Origin of the sequence: Roseicella aerolata, from assembly GCF_020523605.1 — a bacterium.
In the GTDB taxonomy this organism is placed as follows: domain Bacteria; phylum Pseudomonadota; class Alphaproteobacteria; order Acetobacterales; family Acetobacteraceae; genus Paracraurococcus; species Paracraurococcus aerolatus.
Window position 1 is genome coordinate 20,130 of sequence record NZ_JAJAQI010000042.1, and the last position, 20,777, is coordinate 40,906.

22 protein-coding genes are annotated in these 20,777 nt (G+C 71.1%); 9 read left to right on the forward strand and 13 right to left on the reverse strand.

Annotation, left to right across the window (positions count from 1 at the left end; genetic code table 11):
- The first annotated feature begins 2 nt into the window (after positions 1-2).
- Positions 3-647: an MBL fold metallo-hydrolase gene (locus LHA35_RS21970; RefSeq protein ID WP_226612062.1), complete on the forward strand. Its 645-nt coding sequence runs from the start codon at positions 3-5 to the stop codon at positions 645-647.
- Here LHA35_RS21970 and LHA35_RS21975 read toward each other — a convergent pair.
- Entirely contained in the window at positions 631-768 is a 138-nt protein-coding gene (locus tag LHA35_RS21975; RefSeq protein WP_226612064.1) for a hypothetical protein, read from the reverse strand. The two genes, LHA35_RS21970 and LHA35_RS21975, sit on opposite strands and share 17 nt — an antisense overlap.
- A gap of 212 nt (positions 769-980) precedes the next feature.
- On the opposite strand from LHA35_RS21975, the gene LHA35_RS21980 reads away from it, so the two are divergent.
- Positions 981-1,859, forward strand: a complete 879-nt coding sequence (locus tag LHA35_RS21980; RefSeq protein ID WP_226612065.1) for a calcium-binding protein — start codon at positions 981-983, stop codon at positions 1,857-1,859.
- 120 nt (positions 1,860-1,979) lie between these two features.
- Here LHA35_RS21980 and LHA35_RS21985 read toward each other — a convergent pair whose 3' ends face one another.
- The 7 genes from LHA35_RS21985 to LHA35_RS22015 all read right to left on the reverse strand — a co-directional run bounded on the left by LHA35_RS21985 (position 1,980) and on the right by LHA35_RS22015 (position 8,334).
- The gene (locus tag LHA35_RS21985; RefSeq protein ID WP_226612067.1) at positions 1,980-2,987 is read right to left on the reverse strand and encodes an ABC transporter ATP-binding protein; all 1,008 of its coding nucleotides are present in this window, start codon (positions 2,985-2,987) and stop codon (positions 1,980-1,982) included.
- Positions 2,984-3,967 carry an ABC transporter ATP-binding protein gene (locus LHA35_RS21990; RefSeq protein WP_226612068.1) on the reverse strand — a complete coding sequence of 328 codons (984 nt, stop codon included), beginning with the start codon at positions 3,965-3,967 and terminating at the stop codon, positions 2,984-2,986. The genes LHA35_RS21985 and LHA35_RS21990 overlap by 4 nt, the downstream gene beginning before the upstream one ends.
- Positions 3,964-4,833 (reverse strand): ABC transporter permease, encoded by an 870-nt coding sequence (locus tag LHA35_RS21995; RefSeq protein ID WP_226612070.1) that lies wholly within the window; start codon positions 4,831-4,833, stop codon positions 3,964-3,966. Before LHA35_RS21995 ends, LHA35_RS21990 begins: the two co-directional genes overlap by 4 nt.
- A complete protein-coding gene (locus LHA35_RS22000; RefSeq protein WP_226612071.1) occupies positions 4,830-5,747 on the reverse strand; it encodes an ABC transporter permease in 918 nt (305 codons plus the stop codon). Before LHA35_RS22000 ends, LHA35_RS21995 begins: the two co-directional genes overlap by 4 nt.
- A 123-nt stretch (positions 5,748-5,870) precedes the next feature.
- Positions 5,871-7,475: a gamma-glutamyltransferase gene (gene ggt / locus LHA35_RS22005; protein WP_226612073.1), complete on the reverse strand. Its 1,605-nt coding sequence runs from the start codon at positions 7,473-7,475 to the stop codon at positions 5,871-5,873.
- Between the two features lie 57 nt (positions 7,476-7,532).
- Complete coding sequence (locus tag LHA35_RS22010; protein WP_226612074.1) at positions 7,533-8,102, reverse strand: type 1 glutamine amidotransferase domain-containing protein; 570 nt, start codon at positions 8,100-8,102, stop codon at positions 7,533-7,535.
- A 10-nt stretch (positions 8,103-8,112) separates the two neighbouring features.
- Positions 8,113-8,334, reverse strand: a complete 222-nt coding sequence (locus LHA35_RS22015) for a DUF2795 domain-containing protein (RefSeq protein ID WP_226612076.1) — start codon at positions 8,332-8,334, stop codon at positions 8,113-8,115.
- Between the two features lie 141 nt (positions 8,335-8,475).
- Here LHA35_RS22015 and LHA35_RS22020 point away from each other — a divergent pair, with 141 nt between their 5' ends.
- From LHA35_RS22020 to LHA35_RS22030, 3 genes are all read left to right on the forward strand, one after another.
- On the forward strand, positions 8,476-9,495 hold the full coding sequence (locus LHA35_RS22020) for a Bug family tripartite tricarboxylate transporter substrate binding protein (RefSeq protein WP_226612078.1): 1,020 nt from the start codon (positions 8,476-8,478) through the stop codon (positions 9,493-9,495).
- A gap of 109 nt (positions 9,496-9,604) precedes the next feature.
- Positions 9,605-10,582 carry a Bug family tripartite tricarboxylate transporter substrate binding protein gene (locus tag LHA35_RS22025; RefSeq protein WP_226612079.1) on the forward strand — a complete coding sequence of 326 codons (978 nt, stop codon included), beginning with the start codon at positions 9,605-9,607 and terminating at the stop codon, positions 10,580-10,582.
- A gap of 9 nt (positions 10,583-10,591) precedes the next feature.
- Positions 10,592-11,725: a zinc-dependent alcohol dehydrogenase family protein gene (locus LHA35_RS22030; protein ID WP_226612081.1), complete on the forward strand. Its 1,134-nt coding sequence runs from the start codon at positions 10,592-10,594 to the stop codon at positions 11,723-11,725.
- Positions 11,726-11,763: 38 nt separating this feature from the next.
- Here LHA35_RS22030 and LHA35_RS22035 read toward each other — a convergent pair whose 3' ends face one another.
- Complete coding sequence (locus LHA35_RS22035) at positions 11,764-12,150, reverse strand: ester cyclase (RefSeq protein WP_226612083.1); 387 nt, start codon at positions 12,148-12,150, stop codon at positions 11,764-11,766.
- A gap of 93 nt (positions 12,151-12,243) precedes the next feature.
- Between LHA35_RS22035 and LHA35_RS22040 the strand changes: the two genes are divergently transcribed.
- A complete protein-coding gene (locus LHA35_RS22040) occupies positions 12,244-13,224 on the forward strand; it encodes a zinc-dependent alcohol dehydrogenase family protein (protein ID WP_226612084.1) in 981 nt (326 codons plus the stop codon).
- Between the two features lie 80 nt (positions 13,225-13,304).
- The gene (locus tag LHA35_RS28775; RefSeq protein ID WP_264185713.1) at positions 13,305-14,183 is read left to right on the forward strand and encodes a calcium-binding protein; all 879 of its coding nucleotides are present in this window, start codon (positions 13,305-13,307) and stop codon (positions 14,181-14,183) included.
- A gap of 40 nt (positions 14,184-14,223) precedes the next feature.
- On the opposite strand, the gene LHA35_RS22055 is transcribed toward LHA35_RS28775, so the two are convergent.
- The 4 genes from LHA35_RS22055 to LHA35_RS22070 all read right to left on the reverse strand — a co-directional run bounded on the left by LHA35_RS22055 (position 14,224) and on the right by LHA35_RS22070 (position 18,791).
- Positions 14,224-15,642: a homospermidine synthase gene (locus LHA35_RS22055; protein WP_456316089.1), complete on the reverse strand. Its 1,419-nt coding sequence runs from the start codon at positions 15,640-15,642 to the stop codon at positions 14,224-14,226.
- A 157-nt stretch (positions 15,643-15,799) separates the two neighbouring features.
- Positions 15,800-17,056: a type III PLP-dependent enzyme gene (locus tag LHA35_RS22060; protein ID WP_226612086.1), complete on the reverse strand. Its 1,257-nt coding sequence runs from the start codon at positions 17,054-17,056 to the stop codon at positions 15,800-15,802.
- Between the two features lie 449 nt (positions 17,057-17,505).
- Positions 17,506-18,399, reverse strand: coding sequence for an agmatinase (gene speB / locus LHA35_RS22065; protein WP_226612088.1), 894 nt, complete (start codon positions 18,397-18,399; stop codon positions 17,506-17,508).
- Positions 18,400-18,464: 65 nt separating this feature from the next.
- On the reverse strand, positions 18,465-18,791 hold the full coding sequence (locus LHA35_RS22070; protein WP_226612089.1) for an NIPSNAP family protein: 327 nt from the start codon (positions 18,789-18,791) through the stop codon (positions 18,465-18,467).
- A gap of 320 nt (positions 18,792-19,111) precedes the next feature.
- On the opposite strand from LHA35_RS22070, the gene LHA35_RS22075 reads away from it, so the two are divergent.
- Entirely contained in the window at positions 19,112-20,203 is a 1,092-nt protein-coding gene (locus tag LHA35_RS22075; protein WP_226612096.1) for a hypothetical protein, read from the forward strand.
- A gap of 15 nt (positions 20,204-20,218) precedes the next feature.
- Positions 20,219-20,767 carry a UGSC family (seleno)protein gene (locus LHA35_RS22080; protein ID WP_226612098.1) on the forward strand — a complete coding sequence of 183 codons (549 nt, stop codon included), beginning with the start codon at positions 20,219-20,221 and terminating at the stop codon, positions 20,765-20,767.
- Positions 20,768-20,777 lie beyond the last annotated feature (10 nt).

Genomic DNA, 20,777 nt, shown 5'->3' on the forward strand with positions numbered 1-20,777 from the left:
CCATGGGCCTCAAGGCAGCGATCGTCCCCGTCACGCCCTTCCAGCAGAATTGCTCGCTCTGGTGGGAGGAGCGGACGGGCGAGGGCGTGGTCATCGATCCGGGCGGCGAGCCGGAGCGGATCCTGCACGCCATCGCCGAGCTGAAGCTGACGATCGGCACGATCCTGTTGACCCATGGCCATCTGGACCATGCCGGCGCCGCCATGGCGCTGCAGGAGGCGCTGCCCGGCCGACCGCCCATCATCGGGCCGGATGAGCGCGACCGCTTCCTGCTGGAGGGGCTGGAGGCGCAGGGCGCGCAATACGGCTTCGAATGCCGCAACGTCACGCCCGACCGCTGGCTGACGGAGGGTGAGGCGGTCTCGATCGCCGGCGAGGAATTCGCGGTGCTCCACTGCCCCGGCCATACGCCCGGGCATGTGGTCTTCGTCAGCACGGCGCTGCGCATCGCCATCGTGGGCGATGTGCTGTTCCAGGGATCGGTCGGGCGGACCGACTTCCCCTATGGCGACCACGAGGCGCTGATCGCCTCCATCCACCAGAAGCTGCTGCCGCTGGGCGATGACATCGCCTTCCTCTGCGGCCACGGCCCGGGTTCGACCTTCGGGCAGGAGCGGCAGCGGAACCCCTTCATTCGGGGGGCGTGAGGTCGCGCTGGCGGCGGGCGGCGATGGTCGCCCGCCGTTGCGGGAATACGCTGAAGAACTCCATCCGGTCGAGCACCACCAGCAGCACGACCGCCAGCAGCAATACAAGCAGGATCCACATCGGCCTTTTCCCCTCTCGCCCGGCGTGAAAGCGCCGGGTGCCCGAGGGTTCACGGCGTGCTGCCGTCGATCCCATTCGAAGCTGCCGATCAATTGCTCCGGTCGCGCGATCGTGGAGCGAGCGCAGGCGCCGCCTCTTCTCGACTATCGGCTCGCCAGGTTGCATCCTGCCGGCAGGGTTATTGCAGCATCGAATCACGGGTGAGGCCCGCCATGACCTTGATTCGCGGCACTGACGGTCCCGATACACTGCTTGGCACGACGGGCGCCGATCTCATTCTTGGCCTCGCTGGTGCCGATACGGTGGAAGGGCTGGACGAGGTCGATACGATCCTCGGGGGCGAAGGCAACGATTATCTCGTCGGCGGCTCCACCGCGCGCTCCGGCTCGGGCGCCTTCGACGCCGGCAACGTCATCCTCGGCGAGGAGGGCAATGACCGCATCGAAGCCGGATTCGGGGCCGACACGGTGCTTGGCGGCCCGGGGGACGACTACATCCTTGGCCGCGGCCCCTTCTTCGACATCCCCTGGAACTTCGCAGACCAGTTCCTGCGGGAGAGCGATGCCGCCGACGTCCTGCTCGGCGGGCCCGGAAATGACGGGTTCGACGGCGGCGCTGGTGACGACACGATCATGGGTGAGGAGGGCGAGGACGCGCTGTACGGCAGCTACGGCGCCGATGTCCTGGTTGGTGGCCCGGGCAGAGACCTCTTCCGCTTCGCGCCGCCCGGCCCGGTTTTCCGGGATCAGGCCGATACCGGCCTGGGCGAGGGGGAGCGCGACATCATTGTGGACTTCCGGCAGGGCGAGGACCTCCTCGATCTTCGCGGCTACCGTGAGCAGGGGTCTGCGATCCCTCTCCCGGGTGGAACTCCCGACGCGGTCTTTCTCGGCACAGGCGGTTTCACCGCCACCTTCGATCTGCAAGTGCGTTTCGAGGTGCGCGAAGACGATCGGACCATCGTGCAGTTCGCCGTTTTGCTGCCGCCCCGGGTGCCGCCTGGCGACGCGGCTACCATCCCCACCACGCCGACCGGCGAGATCGAACTGCTCGGCCGCCATTGGCTGACGGCGGCCGATTTCCTGCTGTAGGGAATTGAGTGCAGAGCAGATTTACGCTCGCGAGCGGTCACTCGTGTCTGCGATTTGCCCGATGTGCTTGTTTTTAAATCGGAATTATGCGCCCGGTCGTTACGGGCCTCCCGTAGCCTGCTAGGGCTGCGCCGCGCCCTCCAGCAGCAGGCATTCCGCCGCCCCATCCGTGGTGGCGACCGCCTGCGGCACCTGCACGGCGCAGCGCGGCTCCGCCACCGGGCAACGCGGGTGGAAGCGGCAGCCGGGCGGGATGTTCGCGGGATCCGGCAGGGTGTCCCCAAGGCCGACATCCGGCACGCCGAGACCCGGCTCCGGCGTCAGCACGCTGGCCAGCAGCGCGCGGGTATAGGGGTGGCGCGGCGCGCGGAACAGCGCATCCGCCTCGGCCCGCTCCACGATGCGGCCGAGATACATGACGGCCACCTCGCTCGCGACATGCTCCACCACAGCGAGATTGTGGCTGATGAAGAGGTAGGTGAGGTTCAGCTCCCGCCGGAGTTCCGCCAGCAGGTTGAGGATCTGCGCCTGCACCGAGACGTCGAGCGCCGAGGTCGGCTCGTCGCAGATGACGATGCGCGGCCGCAGTACGAGCGCGCGGGCGATCGCCACGCGCTGCCGCTGGCCACCCGAGAGTTGGGCCGGGAAGCGCTCCCCCTGCTCGGCCGAGAGGCCGACGCGCGTCAGCATCTCCGCCACGCGGTCATTGACCTGGCGCGCCGGGATGTTCCCCTGCGCCACCAGGGGCATCGCCACGATGTCCTTAATGCGCCGGCGCGGGTTGAGCGAGGAGAAGGGGTCCTGGAAGATCGGCTGGATCAGCCGCGCCCGGGCCCGGCGATCGAGCGCCGAAAGGCGCCGGCCTTCCACCAGCACCTCGCCCGAGGTCGGCGGCAGCAGGTTGAGGATGACGCGGGCGAGCGTCGATTTGCCGCAGCCGGATTCGCCGACCACGCCGAGCACGCCGCCGGTCGGGACGCTGAAGGAGACGTCGTCCACCGCGACGACCTCCCGGTCCTTCCCCAGCAGCCCGCCCTTGATGCGGAAGGTGCGGCGGAGGTTGCGGACCTCGATCGCCGGGGTGGCGGCGGTCTCCTGCGGCCGGACCATGGTGGTGGCGGTGCTCATGCCGCGCGCTCCGTCGCCGTCCAGCCCGGCGGCAGGCGGCAGAGGAATTCATGCGCGCCCTCGCCGCGCTGCCGCGGCACGGGGCCGGCGCAGACCGGCGCCGCATGGGCGCAGCGGTCGCGGAAGGCGCAGCCCTCAAAGCCCGGCTGGATGCGCGGCACCACGCCGGGGATGCTGCCCAGCGCCTCCTCCCGCTTCACCTTGCCCGGCACCGGCACGCAGGCCAGCAAGCCGCGGGTATAGGGGTGGGATGGGTCGGCGAAGAGAGCGGCGGTCGGCGCGCTCTCCACCACCTCCCCGGCATACATGACGCTGACGCGCTGGGCGATGCGGGCGACGATGCCGAGGTCGTGGGTGATCAGCAGGATGGCGAGGCCGAGATCGCGCTGCAGCTCCGCCAGCAGCCTGAGGATCTGCGCCTGCACCGTGACGTCGAGCGCGGTGGTCGGCTCGTCGGCGATCAGCAGCTCCGGGTCGCACATCAGCGCCATGGCGATCATGACGCGCTGGCGCAGCCCGCCCGAGAGCTGGTGCGGGAACTGGCCGAGCCGCATGCCCGGCGCGGTGATGCCCACCTTGGCCAGCAGCCCCGCCGCGCGGTCGAGCGCGGCGCGCCGGCTGCCGCCGCGATGGCGCGTATAGACCTCCGCCATCTGGGAGCCGACCGTATAGGCCGGGTTCAGGCTGGTCATCGGCTCCTGGAAGATCATCGCCATGCGGTCGCCGCGCAGTTCCGCCATGCGGCGCTCCGGCAAGGCGAGCAGGTCCTGGCCGGCGAAGACGAGGCGATCCGCGCTGCGGCGGGCGCCGCGGGCGAGCAGGTTCATGACGGCGAGCGCCGAGACGGACTTGCCGCAGCCGCTCTCGCCGACGACGCAATGCGTCTCCCCGCGCGACACGGTGAAGGAGGCCCCGCGGACGGCGGCGGTGTCGCCGAACTCGACCCGCAGACCCTGGATGTCGAGAAGGGGCGCGCTCACCGCGTATCCCCCGCGCCGAGCAGGTCCCGCAGCCCGTCACCCAGCAGGTTGATGCCGAAGACCAGGATGAAGAGCGCAACGCCCGGGATGAAGATCACCCAGGGGGAGAAGAACATGTAGTCCTTGCCCTCCGCGATCATGAGGCCCCAGGAGGGCAGGGGCGGCGGCACGCCGAGGCCGAGGAAGGACAGGGCGGCCTCCAGCAGGATGGCCAGTGCCATCTCCAGCGTCGCCACCACCGCCAGGTGGCTGGCGATGTTGGGCAGGATCTCCTTCAACAGGATGGCCGGCGTGGACAGGCCGGCGGCCCAGGCGGCGGAGACGTAGTCGAGGTTGCGGACCTGCATGGTGGTGGAGCGGGCGACCACCGCGAAGCGGTCCCAGAGCAGCAGGCCGAGCACCAGGATCACTAGCGTCAGGCTGGACCCCAGCAGCCCCACCACAGCCAGCGCCACCAGCACCACCGGGATCGCCAGGCGGCAGGTGATGGCGAACAGCACGGCATCGTCCACCTTGCCGCCGAAGAAGCCGCCCAGCACGCCAAGCGTGGTGCCGATCAGGCCCGAGGTCACGACCGTCAGCAGGCCGATCAGCATGGAAATGCGCGCGCCATAGATCAGGCGCGAGAGGTAGTCCCGCCCGAGGCCGTCCGTGCCCAGCAGGTGCCCGGGCTTGGCGCCTTCCATCCAGAAGGGCACCGAGAGCCGGTTGTCGAGATTCTGCACGAAGGGATCGTGCGGCGTGATCCAGGGCGCCAGGATCGCCACCAGCAGCACCGCGCCGACGATGACGCCGCCGATCACCAGTCCCGCCCGCTTGCCCCAGGCGACGCGCCGACGCGCCGGCATGACGACCGCGCCGCTCATGCGCTGCGCAGCCTGGGATCGAGGAGGGCGTTCAGCAGATCGGCCGCCATGGTGAGCGCGATGTAGATCAGGGCGAGGACCAGCACCACCGCCTGCACCACCGGGAAGTCGTTCTTGCTGATGCTCTCCCAGGCCAGGAAGCCGACGCCGTGCAGGGCAAAGACCGTCTCGATGACGATCGAGCCGCCGAGCATGAAGCCGAGCTGCACCGCCGCGATGGAGACCACCGGGATGGCGGCGTTGCGCAGCGCATGCTTTCCGAGGATGGAGAGGCGCGAGAGCCCCTTGGCCCGCGCCGTGCGGATGTAGTCCGAGCCCAGCGCCTGGATCATGCCGCTGCGCGTCAGGCGTGTCAGGGCCGGGATGGCGGAGAAGGCCAGCACGATGCCGGGCATGACATAATGTTGCCAGGAGCCGGTGCCCGAAATAGGCAGCCAGCCGAGCTGCAGCCCGAGGGTGATCATCAGGATCAGGCCCAGCCAGAAGCTCGGCATCGCCTGGCCGAACATGGCGATCACCTGCACCAGCCGGTCGACCCAGGTATTCTCCCGGACCGCCGCCAGCATGCCGAGCGGGATGGAGACGATGAGGGCAATGGCAAGGCCAGTGAGCCCGAGCGTCAGCGTGATCGGCATGCGCTCCGCGATCAGGTCGGCGACGCGTGCCTTGAAGAAGAAGCTCTCGCCGAAATCGCCCATGGCGGCGCGGCCGATCCAGTCGAGGAACTGGACCACCAGCGGCCGGTCGAGGCCATAGGCGCGGCGGATGATCTCCACATCCGCCTGGGTCGCGCTGGCGCCGGCGATGGAGATGGCGAGGTCGCCGGACAGGCGGGTGAGCATGAAGCTCAGCACCATCACCGTCAGGGCGACGAGCAGCGCGACGATAAGCCGGCGGAGGGCGAAGCGGAGCATAGGACCGACAGCCTAGGGGCGATGCTGCGGCGCGGCAAGCTGCCCCCGCCCCAAGGCCATCCCAGGAGGCACTGGGCACATCGCGCCCGGTGGAGGGGCGGGGGCCGGCCTTCGAGGGGCGCGTCAGTAGGCGCCCGCCCAGCCATCCCGCCGGGGATCGCTGCCGGCCATCCGCACGCCGTTCTCCCGCACGCGGATCGCCTCCACGCTGCACGGCCCCGCCAGCGGGGGCAGGATCGCCACCTTGTGCCCCAGCGCCTCCAGCCCCGGCGCCGCGGCGGCCAGGCCCGCCTCCAGCGTCAGGGTCGCGTCGCCGGCATGGGGGTAATTGGCGGCCTGGCCGGGCTGGCTGCTGGTCCAGCGCGGCGCCTCCACCGCCTGCTGCGGGTCCAGGCCGAAGACCGCCATGGCCAGCATGACCTGCAGGTTGACCTGCACCTGGTTGTCCGCCCCCGGCGTGCCGAAGACCGCCCAGAGCCGGCCATCCTTGAAGACCATCGGCGCGTTCATGGTGTGCCGCACCCGCATGCCGGGCCGCAGCCGGTTCGGGTGGCCGGGGTCGAGATGCCAGTAGGCCATGCGGTTGTTCATCAGGACGCCGGTGTCGCCCGCCGTCACGCCGCTGCCGAAGGCGGAGTTGAGGGACTGGATGGCCGAGACCGCATTCCCCGCCGCATCCACCACGCAGAAATAGGTGGTATCGCCGGTCTGCTCCGGCCGCACCGGCAGGTCGGCGGCCCGCCCCGGGTCGATCAGCGCCGCCTGCTCTGCAGCATGCCTGGCCGAGAGCAGCCGCTCCAGGGGAATATCCAGGCCGCGCGGATCGGCACCCCAGCGCTCGCGGTCCAGGAAGGCGCGCTTCTTCGCCTCCACCATCAGGTGGATCAGCCCCGCGCTGCCCTGGCCGTGCGCCGTCAGGTCGAAGCGGTCCAGGATGCGCAGCATCTGCAGGAAGGCGAAGCCGGTGGAGTTGGGCGGGGTCTGCCGCACCTCGAAGCCGCGGAAGGGCACGGTGATGGGGGGCTGGACCTCGGCCGTGCAGGCCGCCAGGTCGGCCCCGGCCACCATCCCGCCATCGGCGGCGATGCCCGCCACCAGGCGCGCCGCGAGCCGGCCACGGTAGAAGCTGCCGGCGCCCTCGGCGGCGATCTCCGCCAGGGTCTCGGCCAGCTCCGGCTGGAGGATCAGTTCGCCCACCGCCGGCGGCGCCCCGCCCACGAGAAAGCGGGCCGCGCTGCCGGCGCTGGCCCGCAGCTTGGCCAGGCATTCGCCGGCGAAGAAGCGGTAATGGTGGGTCACGGCGAAGCCGTCGCGTGCCGCCTCGATCGCCGGCGCCACCAGCCGCGCCCAGGGCAGGGTGCCATGCCTCTCATGCAGCAGCGCCAGCCCGGCCAGCAGCCCGGGCGTGGAGGCGCTGCGCGGCCCCGCCACCGGGATGCCGGCCGCATAGGCCTCCGGTGTCGCCGCCAGGGGCGACGCGCCGGTCGCGTTGACGCAGAGGGCCTGCCCATCGGCGAGGTGGATGTTGAAGAAGCCATCGCCGCCAAGGCCGGACATCGCCGGCTCGACCACGCCCAGCACGAGCGAGATGGCGATGGTCGCATCCACCGCCGTGCCGCCGGCCCGCAGGACGTCAAGCCCGGCCTGCGTCGCGACAGGGTGGTTGGTGGCGACCGCGCCGCGGCGCCCCATGATCAGCGGCCGGTGGCTGCGCAGCGCCGGAGGCATGGCGGTTTCCCTGAATGGACCCCGCCATGCCAGCACGCCGCGCGCGGCGGCGGAAGACTACTCGGCCGCCTGCCATCCGCCGTGGCGGCCCTCGCGGAACTCCTCGATCATCTTCCGGCAGAAGGCCGGGATGTCGTCCGGCTTGCGGGAGGTGACCAGGCCCTGGTCCGTCACCACCTCCTGGTCCACCCAGTCCGCGCCGGCATTGCGCAGGTCGGCCTGCAGGGAGGGCCAACTCGTCATCTTGCGGCCCTTGACCCCGCCGGCATCGATCAGCGTCCAGGGACCGTGACAGATCGCCGCGATCGGCTTCCGCTGCTCCACGAAATGTCGGATGAAGGCGATGGCCTTCGGCTGCAGCCGGAGCTGGTCCGGGTTGATCACGCCGCCCGGCAGCACCAGGGCCGCGTAGGACCCCGGGTCGGCCGCATCCAGCGCCTTGTCCACCGGGATGCTGTCCGCCTTGTCGAAGTGGTTCCAGCCCTGGATGGTGCCGCCCTGCGGCGCGACCACATGGACCTCGGCGCCTTCCTGCTGCAGCGCCTTCACCGGCTCCGTCAGCTCCACCTGCTCCACGCCATCGGTCGCCAGCACGGCGACCTTCCTGCCGTTCAGGCTGTTCGCCATCTGCCGTCCCTCAGCTCTGCATGCCGCGCTCGACCTCGCCGACGGCCTTCATGACCTCGGCGATGCTGGCGAATTCCTGGTCCTCCATGCCGTTCAGCACATCCATGATGTCCTTCTCGGCGCCGTTCTTCTTCGCCTGCTGGATCAGGTCCTGCTTCTTCGCGGGGAAATGGATGCCCTTCAGGTGATGGGTGACATTCGCGGGCGAATGCCCGCCGAGGCCGCGGGTCATGGCACTGTCCTCCGTTCCGGTCAGGCCGGCAGAACGGCGGCGCGGGGCGGGGGTTGCGGCGGCTTGACGGGTCCGGCCCGGGGCCGGATCGTGCTGCCGGGGAAAGCGCGGCCGGCAAGGCCGCCGATGCGGGAGGAGCGGATGCCGAAGCAAGAGGGCCGGCCGGCCGGGACGCGGGCGGGCGCGCTGCCGGCCGCAGGCCGCCGGGCGCTGCTGGCCGCGGGCCTCGCCATGCCCTTCGCCGCCCCGGGCGCCGCCCGCGCCCAGGGCGCCTGGCCGGAGAAGCCCGTCCGGCTCCTCATCGGCTATCCCGCGGGCGGTCCGACCGATTTCGCCGCCCGGCTGCTGCAGCCGCATCTCCAGGCGCTCTGGGGTCAGCCGCTGGTGATCGAGAACCGCGCCGGCGCGAATGGCATCATCGCCTCGGAAGCGGTGGCGCGCAGCGCGCCGGACGGCCACACGCTGCTGCTCGGCAACAGCCCGAACACCATGAACCCGGCGATCCAGCCGCGCCTGCCCTATGACCCGGCGGAGCTGGCGCCGGTGGTGCTGATCTACATCTCGCCCACCGTGCTCTTCGCCGCGCCGGACACGCCCTGGCGGTCCGTGGCGGAGGTGGTGGCGGCGGCGAAGGCGCAGCGCGGCCTTTCCTACGCCGTCTCCGGCGTCGGTTCGCCAGGTCACTTCGCCGGCGAGGCCTTCCGCCGCGCCGCGGGAATCGATCTCACCTCGGTCGCCTATCGCGGCGCCCCGCCGGCGCTCGCGGATGTGGTGGCGGGCCGCGTGCCGATCACCTTCAGCACGCTCGCGGGCGCCATGCCGCTGCTGCGCGAGGGCAGGCTGCGGGCGCTGGCCGTCGCCGGCGACAGCCGCGTGGCGGCACTGCCGGACCTGCCGACGCTGAAGGAGCTGGGCTTCGACATCCCGGATTGCGGCGTCTGGTACGGGTTGCTGGTGCCGGCGGGTACGCCGGAGGCGGTGCAGCGGCGGATCGCGGGCGACATCACCGGCCTGCTGAACCAGCCGGAGATCCGGGAGCGCTTCCTGGCCCAGGCTGCCATCCCGGTGGGGGAGGGGCCGGAGGACTTCACGGCGCGCTACCGCGCCGAGATTGCGCGCTGGACCGCCATCGCCCAGGCCGCGGGCATCAAGGCGGAATAGGATGGCGCGGCGCGGGGAAGGCCCGGAGGCACCACGCCCCGTCACCAGGGACATGCGGCACCTTCGCGCTGCGCCGCCGGCCGAAGAATGCCCCGGAGGAGGAAACAGGATGCGCTTCACCCGCCGCCGCCTCGCGGCGCTCGCCACCCTGCCGCTGCTGCCGTGCGCCGCGGCCGCCCAGGGGACATCAGGCGCCTGGCCGGACCGGCCGGTGCGCCTGATCGTCGGCTTCCCGGCCGGCGGGCCGACCGATTTCGCCGCGCGCATCCTGCAGGACCCGCTGCAGCAGGCCTGGGGCCAGCCGCTGGTCATCGAGAACCGTGCCGGCGCCAGCCAGGTCATCGCCTCGGAGCTGGTCGCGAAGTCGCCGCCGGATGGCTACACGCTGCTGCTGACCGCCAGCACCCATACCAGCAACCACGCCATCTATGCACGGCTGCCCTATGACACGCTGCGCGACTTCACGCCGATCGTCCTCGTCTATGCCTCGCCCACCGTGCTCTTCGTCGGGCCGAACCAGCCCTGGCGCAGCGTGAAGGAGTTGGTGGCGGCGCTGAAGGCGAATCCGGGCATGGCCAGCAGCACCTCCGGCAACGGCACCTCCGGCCACTTCGCGGTCGAGATGTTCATGCGCAAGGCAGGGGTGGAGCTGACGCCGGTCGCCTATCGCGGCGCCGCGCCGGCGCTGGCCGATGTGGTCGGCGGGCGCATCCCGCTGACCTTCAGCACCCTCGCCGGCGCGATCACCCTGGCGCGGGAGGGACGGCTGCGCGCCCTGGCCATCGCCGGGCCGCAGCGTGTCGCGGCGCTGCCCGGCGTGCCGACGCTGGAGGAGGAGGGCTTCGGCATCCCCGATACCAGCCCCTGGTACGGCCTCACCGGTCCCGCCGGCCTGCCCGAGCCGATCCTGCGGCGCATCGCCACCGACGTGCTGGCCCTACTGCAACGCCCCGATTTCGTCAGACGGATCGAGGAGCAGGGCGGCATCGCCATCGGCGAGGGGCCGGAGGCCTTCGCCGCCCGCATCCGGCGCGAGATGGCGGAGAATGCCGAGATCGCCCGCGCCGCCAATATCCGTGTCGAGTAGGACCGACCCATGCGCATGCAGGCCGCCATCATGTTCGAGCAGGGGAAGCCCCGCCCCTATGCCACCAGCCAGGCGCTGGTGATCGAGGAGGTGGAACTGGAGGGGCCCGGCCCGGGCGAGGTGCTGATCGAGGTCGCCGCCGCCGGCCTCTGCCATTCCGACCTCTCGGCCATCGAAGGGATCCGCCCGCGGCCGTTGCCCGTCGTCATCGGGCATGAGGGCGCCGGGATCGTGCGGGAGGTGGGGCAGGGGATCACCGACCTGAAGCCGGGCGACCATGTCATCACGGTCTTCGTCGCCTCCTGCGGCATCTGCCGCAATTGCGTGCGGGGGCGGCCGAACATCTGCAGCGCCGGCAATGCCGCGCGCGCCGCGGGCACGCTGCTCTCGGGTGCCAAGCGCATCAGCCGCCTGAACGGGGAGAAGATCAACCACGGCAGCGGCCTCTCGCTCTTCGCGCAGTACGCCGTGGTGGGGCGCCGCTCCGCGGTGAAGATCGACCCCTCCATCCCGCTGGAGGACGCCGCGATCTTCGGCTGCGCGGTGATGACCGGCGCCGGCGCGGTGCTGAACACGGCGCGGATGCAGGCGGGCGACACCATCGCGGTGGTGGGGCTCGGCGGCGTCGGGATGAATGCGCTCTTCGCCGCCGTCGCGGGCGGGGCGGAGCGCATCATCGCGGTCGATGCCAATCCGGAGAAGCTGGGCCTGGCCCGGCAATGGGGCGCGACGGAGACCTTCCTGGCGACCGAGCCGGATTGCGCCGAGCAGGTGAAGGCGGCGACCGATGGCGGCGTGGACACCGTCATCGAGACGGCGGGGAACATCAGGGCGATGGAACTCGCCTATGCCATCACCGCGCGGGGCGGCAGCGTGGTCAGCGCCGGGCTGCCGGCGCAGGGCGCCAATTTCTCCTACATGCATGCCGGGCTCGTCTCGGACGAGAAGAGCATCCTCGGCAGCTATATGGGCAGTTGCGTGGCGGAGCGGGACATCCCGCGCTTCCTCGGTCTCTACAGGCGCGGCAAGCTGCCGGTCGGCTCGCTGAAGAGCGGCTTCCTGCCGCTCTCGGAGATCAATGCCGGCTTCGACCGGCTGGCCGAGGGCAATGTGCTGCGGCAGGTGCTGAAGCCGAACGGGTAGCGATGGCCGGGTAGCGGCGGGCTTTGACGGGCAGTCCGTCAGCCGCCCGTCGCCCGCGCGAGGTGCTCGAAGACCGGCATGTCGGACATGATGAGATTGTCGGTGACCAGCCCCTCGCGCAGCCGCAGGCGGTCCGTGCCGATCCCGGTGAAGGGGCCGTCCGGGCCGGTGCCGCGGGCGGTCCAGCGGAGGAAGACCACATCGCCCTCCCGCGCCTGCTCGGCCAGGTCGAGCCGCAGGTCCGGCACCAGGCGGAGCAGCGTCACCACCCGCCCGGCATACTCCTCCGCTCCCCGCACCTGCCGCGCGCTGCGCGGCCAGGTGGCGGTGACCTCCGGCACGACGACGGTGGGGATGCGGGCGCGTGCCACCTCGGCGCTCGGGGCGCTCCAGAAGCGCTGCCAGTTCTCGACCGACCAGCCCATGACGACCTCCTCGGGACCGTGATGCGGGAAGGGTGGCGCGGCGGGCGTGCGGAATCGATTACCTTCCAGGTCATGGCGCAGGAGGGGGCTGGGATGCGCGCGATGCGGCTGCACGGCCCGGGACGGCTGGTGGCGGAAGCGGTGCCGGACCCGCAACCCGGCCCCGGCCAGGTGCTGCTTCGCGTCGCCGCCTGCGCGGTCTGCCGCACCGACCTGCATGTGGTGGATGGCGAACTGCCCTCGCCGAAGCCCTGCGTCATCCCGGGCCATGAGATCGTCGGCCGGGTGGTCGCGACCGGCCCCGGGGCGGAGCGCTTCGCGCCGGGCCAGCGCGTCGGCGTCCCCTGGCTCGGCCATGTCTGCGGCACCTGCCGCTTCTGCCGCTCGGGGCGGGAGAATCTCTGCGCCGAGGCGCGCTTCACCGGCTACCAGATCGATGGCGGCTATGCCGAATACGCGGTCGCCGATGCGCGCTTCTGCCTGGCCCTGCCGGAAGCCTATGGCGATGCCGAGGCGGCGCCGCTGCTCTGCGCCGGGCTGATCGGCCACCGGGCGCTGCGCATGGCGGGCGATCCGCGGCGGCTCGGCATCTACGGCTTCGGCGCGGCGGCGCATATCGTCGCGCAGGTGGCGCGGCATGAGGGGCGGGAGGTCTATGCCTTCACCCGTCCGGATGATTCCGCGGCGCAGGATTTCGCGCGGGGGCTCGGCGCCGCCTGGGCCGGCGGCTCGGAGGAGGTGCCGCCGAAGCCGCTGGATGCCGCCCTCATCTTCGCGCCCGTCGGCGCGCTGGTGCCGGCGGCGCTGCGGGCGGTGGATCGCGGCGGCGTGGTGGTCTGCGCCGGGATCCATATGAGCGACATCCCAACCTTTCCCTACGCCATCCTCTGGGAGGAACGCATCCTCCGCTCGGTCGCCAACCTGACGCGCGCCGATGGCGAGGCCTTCCTGGCGCTGGCACCGAAGGTGCCGGTGCGGACGGAGGTGGAGGTGCTGCCGCTGGCGGAGGCGGTCACGGCGCTGGACCGGCTGCGCGCCGGCCAGGTGACGGGGGCGCTGGTGCTGCAACCCTGAGCGGCATCGCGCATGCGTGTTTGCGCCCGGGGCAGCCGGGCAGCAATTGTGGGCGTCATGGCTGCCGGGAGGGCAGGAGCATGACTGTCATCACCGGAACACCGGGCGCCGACACGCTCAGGGGTACCGCGGGGGAGGACACCATCCGCGGACTGGGCGGGGCGGATTCCGTGGCCGGCGGCGCGGGGGACGACCTCATCCTGCTCGCGGCCGGCAATGACACGGTGTTCGGTGACAATGATCCGATGTCGGATGGCCCCTTGCCGCCGGAATTTGGCGGCAGCCCGGGCAACAACGTGATCCTGGCCGGCGGTGGCCATGACTCGATCCTTGCCGGCTTCGGAGCCGATATCGTGCTTGCCGAGGCCGGCGACGACACGGTGTATGGCTATGGCACCTTCGGCGGCAGCCCCTCAGGGCGCGGTGCGGTGGTCTCGGTGGACGGGCCGGACCTGCTGTTCGGCGGCGAGGGCAAGGACCTTCTCTATGGCGGGGGCGGCGGCGATCTGCTGGATGGCGGCGCCGGCGCGGATACGCTGGTCGGCGGTATCGGCCTCGATACGCTGATCGGCGGCGAGGGTCCCGACGTCTTCCGCTTCGGACGCGGCGTGGAGCCCTTCGTTTCCTCCTTCCAGATCGATGGTGGCGTCGGTCCTGACCAGCGGGATGTCATTCTCGATTTCCGGCAGGGCGAGGACCGGCTCGACCTTACGCCGTACCGGAACCTCTTCTTGTACGAGCCGGATGCGCCCACCCTCATATTCCGCGGGACCGAGCCCTTCCAGGCGAGTTCCGTGACGCAGCTGCGCTATGTGATCGAGGAGGGCAGGACGGTGCTGCAGGTGGCGGCGCCGCTCGGCACGCCGGATGGTCCGGTCACGGCGCCCGAGGCGCCGACCGTGGAGATCGAGCTGCTCGGCCAGTACCAGCTCCGGCCGCAGGATTTCATCCTGAACTGAGGACGGCCGAGGGGCCGGTCGGCGGACCGGCCCGCCCGGGTCAGAACACGCGGATATTGCTGAACTGCCAGGGATCCTCACGGTCGAGCGCCTCCGGGAACAGCGCGCCGCGATCCTGCAGCGGCGTCCAGTCGGAATAGGCGCCGACGACCTCCCCCAGATAGGGGCGGCAGATCTCGAGGATGCGGTCATGGTCCATCTCGTCGGACTCGACCAGGCCGCGGCGCGGATTCTCCATCGCCCAGATCACGCCGGCCAGCACGGCGACCGTCACCTGCAGGGAGGTGGCGTTGTTGTGCGGGCAGAGCCGCCGTGCCTCCTCGATGGAGAGGCGGGAGCCGTACCAGTAGGCACCCTTCGCATGGCCCATCAGCAGCACGCCGAGCTCGTCCATGCCGCGGACGATCTCGTCGGTCATCAGCCGCTTCTCCGGCTGCATCTGCCAGTTCTTGCCGGCCAGCTCATGCACCGAGAGCACCGCGTCGTCGCAGGGGTGGTAGGCGTAGTGCGCCGTCGGGCGGTAGGCGACGGTCCCGTCCGCCTGCCGCACCGTGTAGTAGTCGGCCAGCGAGATGCTCTCGTTGTGCGTGATCAGGAAGCCATGGAAGGGGCCTTCCAGCGGCGTCCAGGTGCGGACGCGCGTGGAGGCGCCCGGCCGCATCAGGTAGATCGCCGCGTCGCAGCCGAAGCCGTGCCGGTGGCCATCCGCCGGCATCGCCTTCTCATGCGTCCCCCAGCCGAGCTCGGAGGGCTGGCAGCCCTCACCCACGAAGCCATCGACCGACCAGGTGTTGACGAACTCGCCCGGCCGCTTCGGGAAGCCCGCCACCTGGGTGTCGCGCTCCGCGATATGGATCACCTTGATGCCGAGCGACTGGGCAATCTTCGCCCAGGCCGCGCGGTCGCTGGCCGGCGGCGGTGCCGTGACCGGCGCGCCGGTGTCGCGGGCGATGTCGAGCAGCGCCTGCTTGACGAAATGGCTGACCAGGCCGGGATTGGCGCCATGCGCGGTGATGCAGGTCGGGCCGCCGCGCGCCATCCCGCGCAGCGCGATCGCCTCCTCCCGCATCGCATAGTTCGAGCGCTGGGAGGGGGTGAGGGACGGGTCGGTGTAGCCGCCGGCCCAGGGCTCCACCACGGTGTCGAGGTAGAGCACGTCCAGCTCCTGGCAGAGCCGCATCAGCGCGACGGAGGAGACATCGACCGACAGGTTGAGCAGGAAGTCGCCCTTCCCCAGCAGCGGGGTCAGCAGGTCGCGATAATTCTCGCGCGTCGCCGGCTCGACCACGAAGCGGATGCCGTATTCCTCCGCGACCTCGCGCCCGCGCTCCTCGGCCGTCACGATGGTGATGTTCTCGCGCGGGATACTGACATGGCGCAGGATGAGCGGCAGCACGCCCTGGCCGATGCTGCCGAAGCCAAGCATCACCAGGCGGCCGGAGAAGGAAGCGTGGATCACGGGTGAGGCACTCCAGGGCATGCGTGAAGGAACGCCGCCGGCGGCGGACCGGCGGCGGCAATCAGGGTGTTTCGTCGGGGGGCGGCCCGCCGGCGCGGCCGCGGCCCGCATGCGTGCGCCGCGACCGCCCGGGTCCTTTGTGCCCGCCGGGGCAGGGTCAGGCCGCCGGGCGTAGCGTCTCGCCGGCCATCCGCTCCGGCACCTCGCCGGCCTCCTCGCCCAGCATCGGGCCGTCCCGGACCTCGACCAGGCGCGCCCGGTCGAAGCCGTTGAAGGCGGTGCGCAGGCAGGCGCCATAGGCGCCGAGCTGGCCGATCTCGATCCAGTCGCCCTCCCGCACATCCTCCGGCAGCCAGAAGGGGCCGGCCATGCGGTCGGCGCTGTCGCAGGTCGGGCCGTACAGCGCAAAGCCCTGCAGCGTCCCGGACACCTCGCCCTCCGGCCGGACCAGCCGGCAGGGGAACTGGAAGCCCGGCGCGCCCGCATCCGACAGCGCGCCATAGACGCCGTCGTTCACGTACAGGTCGCTGCCCCGGCGCTGCTGCACCTGGACGACGACGCTGCCGCCGCCGGCCACCAGCGCCCGGCCCGGCTCCGCCCACAGCATCGCGCCCGGCAGGTCGAGCGCCTCGAAGGCCGCCTCGATCTCTGCGAAGAAGGCGCCGAGCGGGGGCGGGGTGACATCCGGGTAGGCGACCGGGAAGCCGCCGCCGACATCCACCACCTCCACCGGGACGCCCGCCGCGCGGATCACCGAGCCGGCCAGTTCCATGGCGCGCCGCCAGGCCAGCGGATCCAGGCACTGGGAGCCGACATGGAAATGCAGGCCGAGCCGCGCCGCATGCGGCCGCGCGGCGCGCAGCAGGGCCGCGGCCTCCTCGGCCTCGGCGCCGAACTTGCCCGAGAGGTCGTAGCGCGCGACGCCCTTGGGCAGCGCGAGGCGTACGAACAGCCCCAGGCCCTGATCCGCGCCGGCGCCGGTCTCCGCCAGGATCTTGGCCAGTTCCTCGGCCGTATCCAGCACGAAATCCTGCACGCCATGGCGCTGCCAGGCCTCCCGGATGGCGGAGCGCGCCTTCACCGGATGCATGAAGTGGATGCCGGCCTCCGGGAACATGGTCCGGACCAGCGCCACCTCGGCCGCCGAGGCGCAGTCGAAATGACGCACGCCACCCTCCCAGAGCGCGCGCAGCACGGCCGGCTCGGGATTGCACTTCACGGCATAGAGCGTCTCGCCCGGGAAGCCCTGGACGAAGGCCGAAGCCGCCGCGGCGATGGTGGCGGGGCGCAGGCAGTGCATCGGCTCCTCCGGCCGCGTCACGGCGACCAGGGCATCCACGCTGGGCAGGGCAGTCGCGGTGTCGAACTCGCGGCGCAGGGGCGCCACGGCGGCGCGGGCACGGATCAGGTCCATCTCAGGCAGTCCTCACGGCATCCCGGCACGCGCGGGCGCGCACCGGCAGGGCAACAGGCAGAAAGGGGGCTTGGCCGGCGCCGCAGGGGCGGCCGGGGCGGCCTTCAGGCGATGCGGTGTGGACTTCGCATCGCGGCGAACCGTTCGAGCGACACAGGCAATCCCTCACGACCCCGACGCCTCTCGGCGCCGGCATGGACGAAAAGGACGCGTCCCGTCGTTGCTGTGCCCCGGATCAACGGATCCCGCTGGGGCTCGCGGCACGTGCGATGGCGTCAGCGCCTGGCACGGACCGGGCGCGGCCGGAGAAATAGGGCGTGGCGGCGGAAATTGCCATGCTTTTTTTCAGCCCCTCGGCGGACCTACAGGCATGGCCGCCGGGAATATAGGAAGATTGCCGGAAACTTGCCGGCAACAGTGGGGAAGCGAAGGCCCGGCGGCCAGCCGGGTTACGGCTTCGCCAGCAGCGCCAGGTATTCCCAGGCCATGGTGGCGGCCGCCAGCGCCGTGATCTCGGCCTGGTCATGCGCCGGCGCCACCTCCACCACATCCATCCCGGCCCAGGCGAGGTCGCCGAGGCGCCGCAGGATCCCTTGCGCCTGCCAGGAGGCGAGGCCCCCCACCTCCGGCGTGCCGGTTCCCGGGGCGAAGGCCGGATCCAGCGCATCGATATCGAAGGAGAGATAGCTGGGCCCATCGCCCAGCACGGCCCGCACCCGGGCCGCGAGGGCGGCGGGCGTGGTCTCATGCGCCTCCTGCGCCGTCACCACGGTGACGCCCTGGCCGAGGGTCCAGTCCCAGGTCTCCCGGTCCACGGGAGAGCGGATGCCGATCTGGATCATCCGCCGCGGCTCCACCAGCCCCTCCCGGATGGCATGGAAGAAGACCGAGCCATGGGCGAAGGCCTGACCGAAATTCGTCTCCCAGGTATCCAGATGCGCATCCATGTGCAGCAGCCCGACCGGGCCGCCGAGGCGGCGGGCGAGGGCGCGGAGCAGCGGCAGGGTGATGCCGTGCTCGCCCCCGAGCGCCACGAGATGCGCGCATTCCGCCGCCTGGGTCTCGATCAGGGCATGGCTCGCCCGGATGTCGCCGAGCGCGAGCTCGAACTCGCCGAGATCGGCGATGTCGAGGTCGCGCGGATCGGTCCAGTGCTGCGGATGGACGCCATCCACCAGCATGCGGCTGGCCCGGCGGATGGCAGCCGGCCCGTCCCGCGTGCCGGCACGGTTGGTGGTGCCGATATCGAGCGGCAGGCCGGCGATGCAGACAGCGGCCCCCCGGTCCTGCCGCGTGATGCCGAGGAAGCCCGGCGGCGTCGCGAAGGTCGGGGGGCCTGCCATGTCACTCTCCTTTCCCGTCCGATCCGGACGCCCGCGCCTTCGGTGCACCCGTCATCGAACGGGGCCTACTTCACCGAGGAAAAGGCGGTCGGCTGCAGGAACAGGTTCTCCACCCGCTCCAGGATAGGCCCGTCGGCCTCGGACGCGGTGCGCGCGGCGATCCATTCCGGATCGACGATGAAGCGGTTCCACTTCTCCTCGCGCTCGGCTAGGCTCTCCCAGGCCAGCAGGTAGTAGAGCGCATGGTTGGAGGGGCCGACCAGCGTGGTCCAGAAGCCGGCCTGGCGGATGCCGAAACGCTCCCAGATCTTCAGCGTGACGGTGTCGAAGCGCTTCAGCAGCGCCGGCATGCGGTTCGGCAGGCAGTGATAGACGCGCAACTCATGGATCATCCTGGGTCCCTCCCTGGAGCAAATCGCCGGAGGTCGCAATGCGGCCCCGAGCGTGATGCCCCTCCTTCGTGATGACCCCGCCCGGTCCGCGCTGACCTGCTGCGCGGACCGGGCGAGGGCCTGCGGATGCTAAAGCAGATCGCGGGAGGCCGTGAACGACCGGACGCGTTCATCTGCTCGAAAAACAAAAGGCACCAGCGGATCGCCGTTCAGTTTTGAACGGCGATCCGCTGGTGTCCGGCCCGGGCGGAGGCCAAAAGGCCCCGGCTGGTCCCGGGACGCCACCCGGTGCAGGATGGCGGCAACCGGAGGAAACCAGGATGTCGATCGCCACCGCCGTCGAGGCCGGCACCGACCTCGTCGAATACTACTACGCCCAGGGCTGGACGGATGGCCTGCCCGTGGTGCCGCCGAGCCGGGAGAAGGTGGAGGCCTTCGTCGCCGCCCTCGGCGGCGAGCCGGATGCGGTGGAATGCAAGGTGGCGCCCCGCTGGGGCGTGCTGACGCGGGAAGTGCTGGCGGTGAATGCCGTCATGGCCGGCTGCCTGCCCGCCTACGCCCCGGTGCTGCGGGCGGCGATGCTGGCGCTGACCGACCAGGCCTTCAACCTCAACGGCGTGCAGGCGACGACGCATATGGCCGCGCCGCTGGTCATCGTGAACGGGCCGGTCGCGCGCGAGATCGGGATGAATGGCGGCGGCAATGCCTTCGGTCCCGGCAACCGGGCGAATGCCACGATCGGCCGCGCCATCCGTCTGATCCTGCTCAATGTCGGCGGCGGTCATCCGCCCGATCTCGACAAATGCACCCTCGGCAACCCCGCGAAGTACAGCTACGCCATCTGCGAGAACGAGGCGCAGTCGCCCTTCGCGTCCTACCATGTGGAGCAGGGCTGGAAGCCGGAGGACAGCACGGTCTTCGCCATGGCGGCGGAGGCGCCGCACAGCGTCACCGACCACCAGTGCAACGACCCGGAGGGCATCCTCGACACCCTCTGCTCGGCGATGAGCACCATCGCCTCCAACAACGCGGTGCTCTCCGGCCACTGCGCCGTGGCGCTCGGCCTGGAGCATGCCCGGACCATCGCGCGGCATGGCTGGACCCGGCATGACATCCGCCACTATCTCTGGATGCACAGCGGCAATGCCTTCCGGCTGATCTCGCGGAACCACCGCTACGGCCGCGTCTACAACCGCAACCTGCCGAAATGGTACCGGCGGGACCCGGACAGCCGCATCCCGATCGTGCCGAGCCCGGACAACATCCACCTCTTCGTGGTGGGCGGCGAGGCCGGGCGCTTTTCCGCCTTCATCCCCGGCTGGGGGCACATGAACACACCGGTGGTGAAGCCGGTGGGCACCGCCGAGGCGCCAGAAGGGCCGGACTGCGCCGGCGGCGTCTGCGCGATCTGACGGGAGGAACCGATCATGCTCCAGAGGCTCGACAGCGGCCAGGTCTTCGTCTTCGACCCGCGCGGCCGGGTGGACAATGACGAAACGCCGCTCGCCCCCCGCCCGGGCGCGCTGGAGGGGCTCCGCCTCGGCATCCTCGACAACAGCAAGTGGAACGCCAACAAGCTGCTGCGCGGTGCGCAGGCGGCGCTGGAACCGCAGTTCCGCTTCGCCGCGGCCAACTACTATGTGAAGCACAGCTTCTCCAAAGATGCCGATCCGGCGCTGATCGCGCGCATCGCCGCGGAATGCGATATCGTGCTGACCGCGATCGGCGATTGCGGCTCCTGCTGCTCCTGCTGCGTGCGGGACAGCATCGCGCTGGAGCGGCTGGGCGTGCCCGCCGCCTGCATCATCACCACCGAGTTCGAGCGGGAGACGGCGCTGACCCGCGCCGCGCTCGGCATGCCGGGCCTCCGGCCGGTGGTCATCGACCACCCGGTCAGTTCGATCACCGCCGAGGAGGTCGCGGCGCGCGTCGCGCAGATCGAGCGGCAGGCGCAGGCGGTCTGGCTGGGACGCTGAGGCCCGGGGT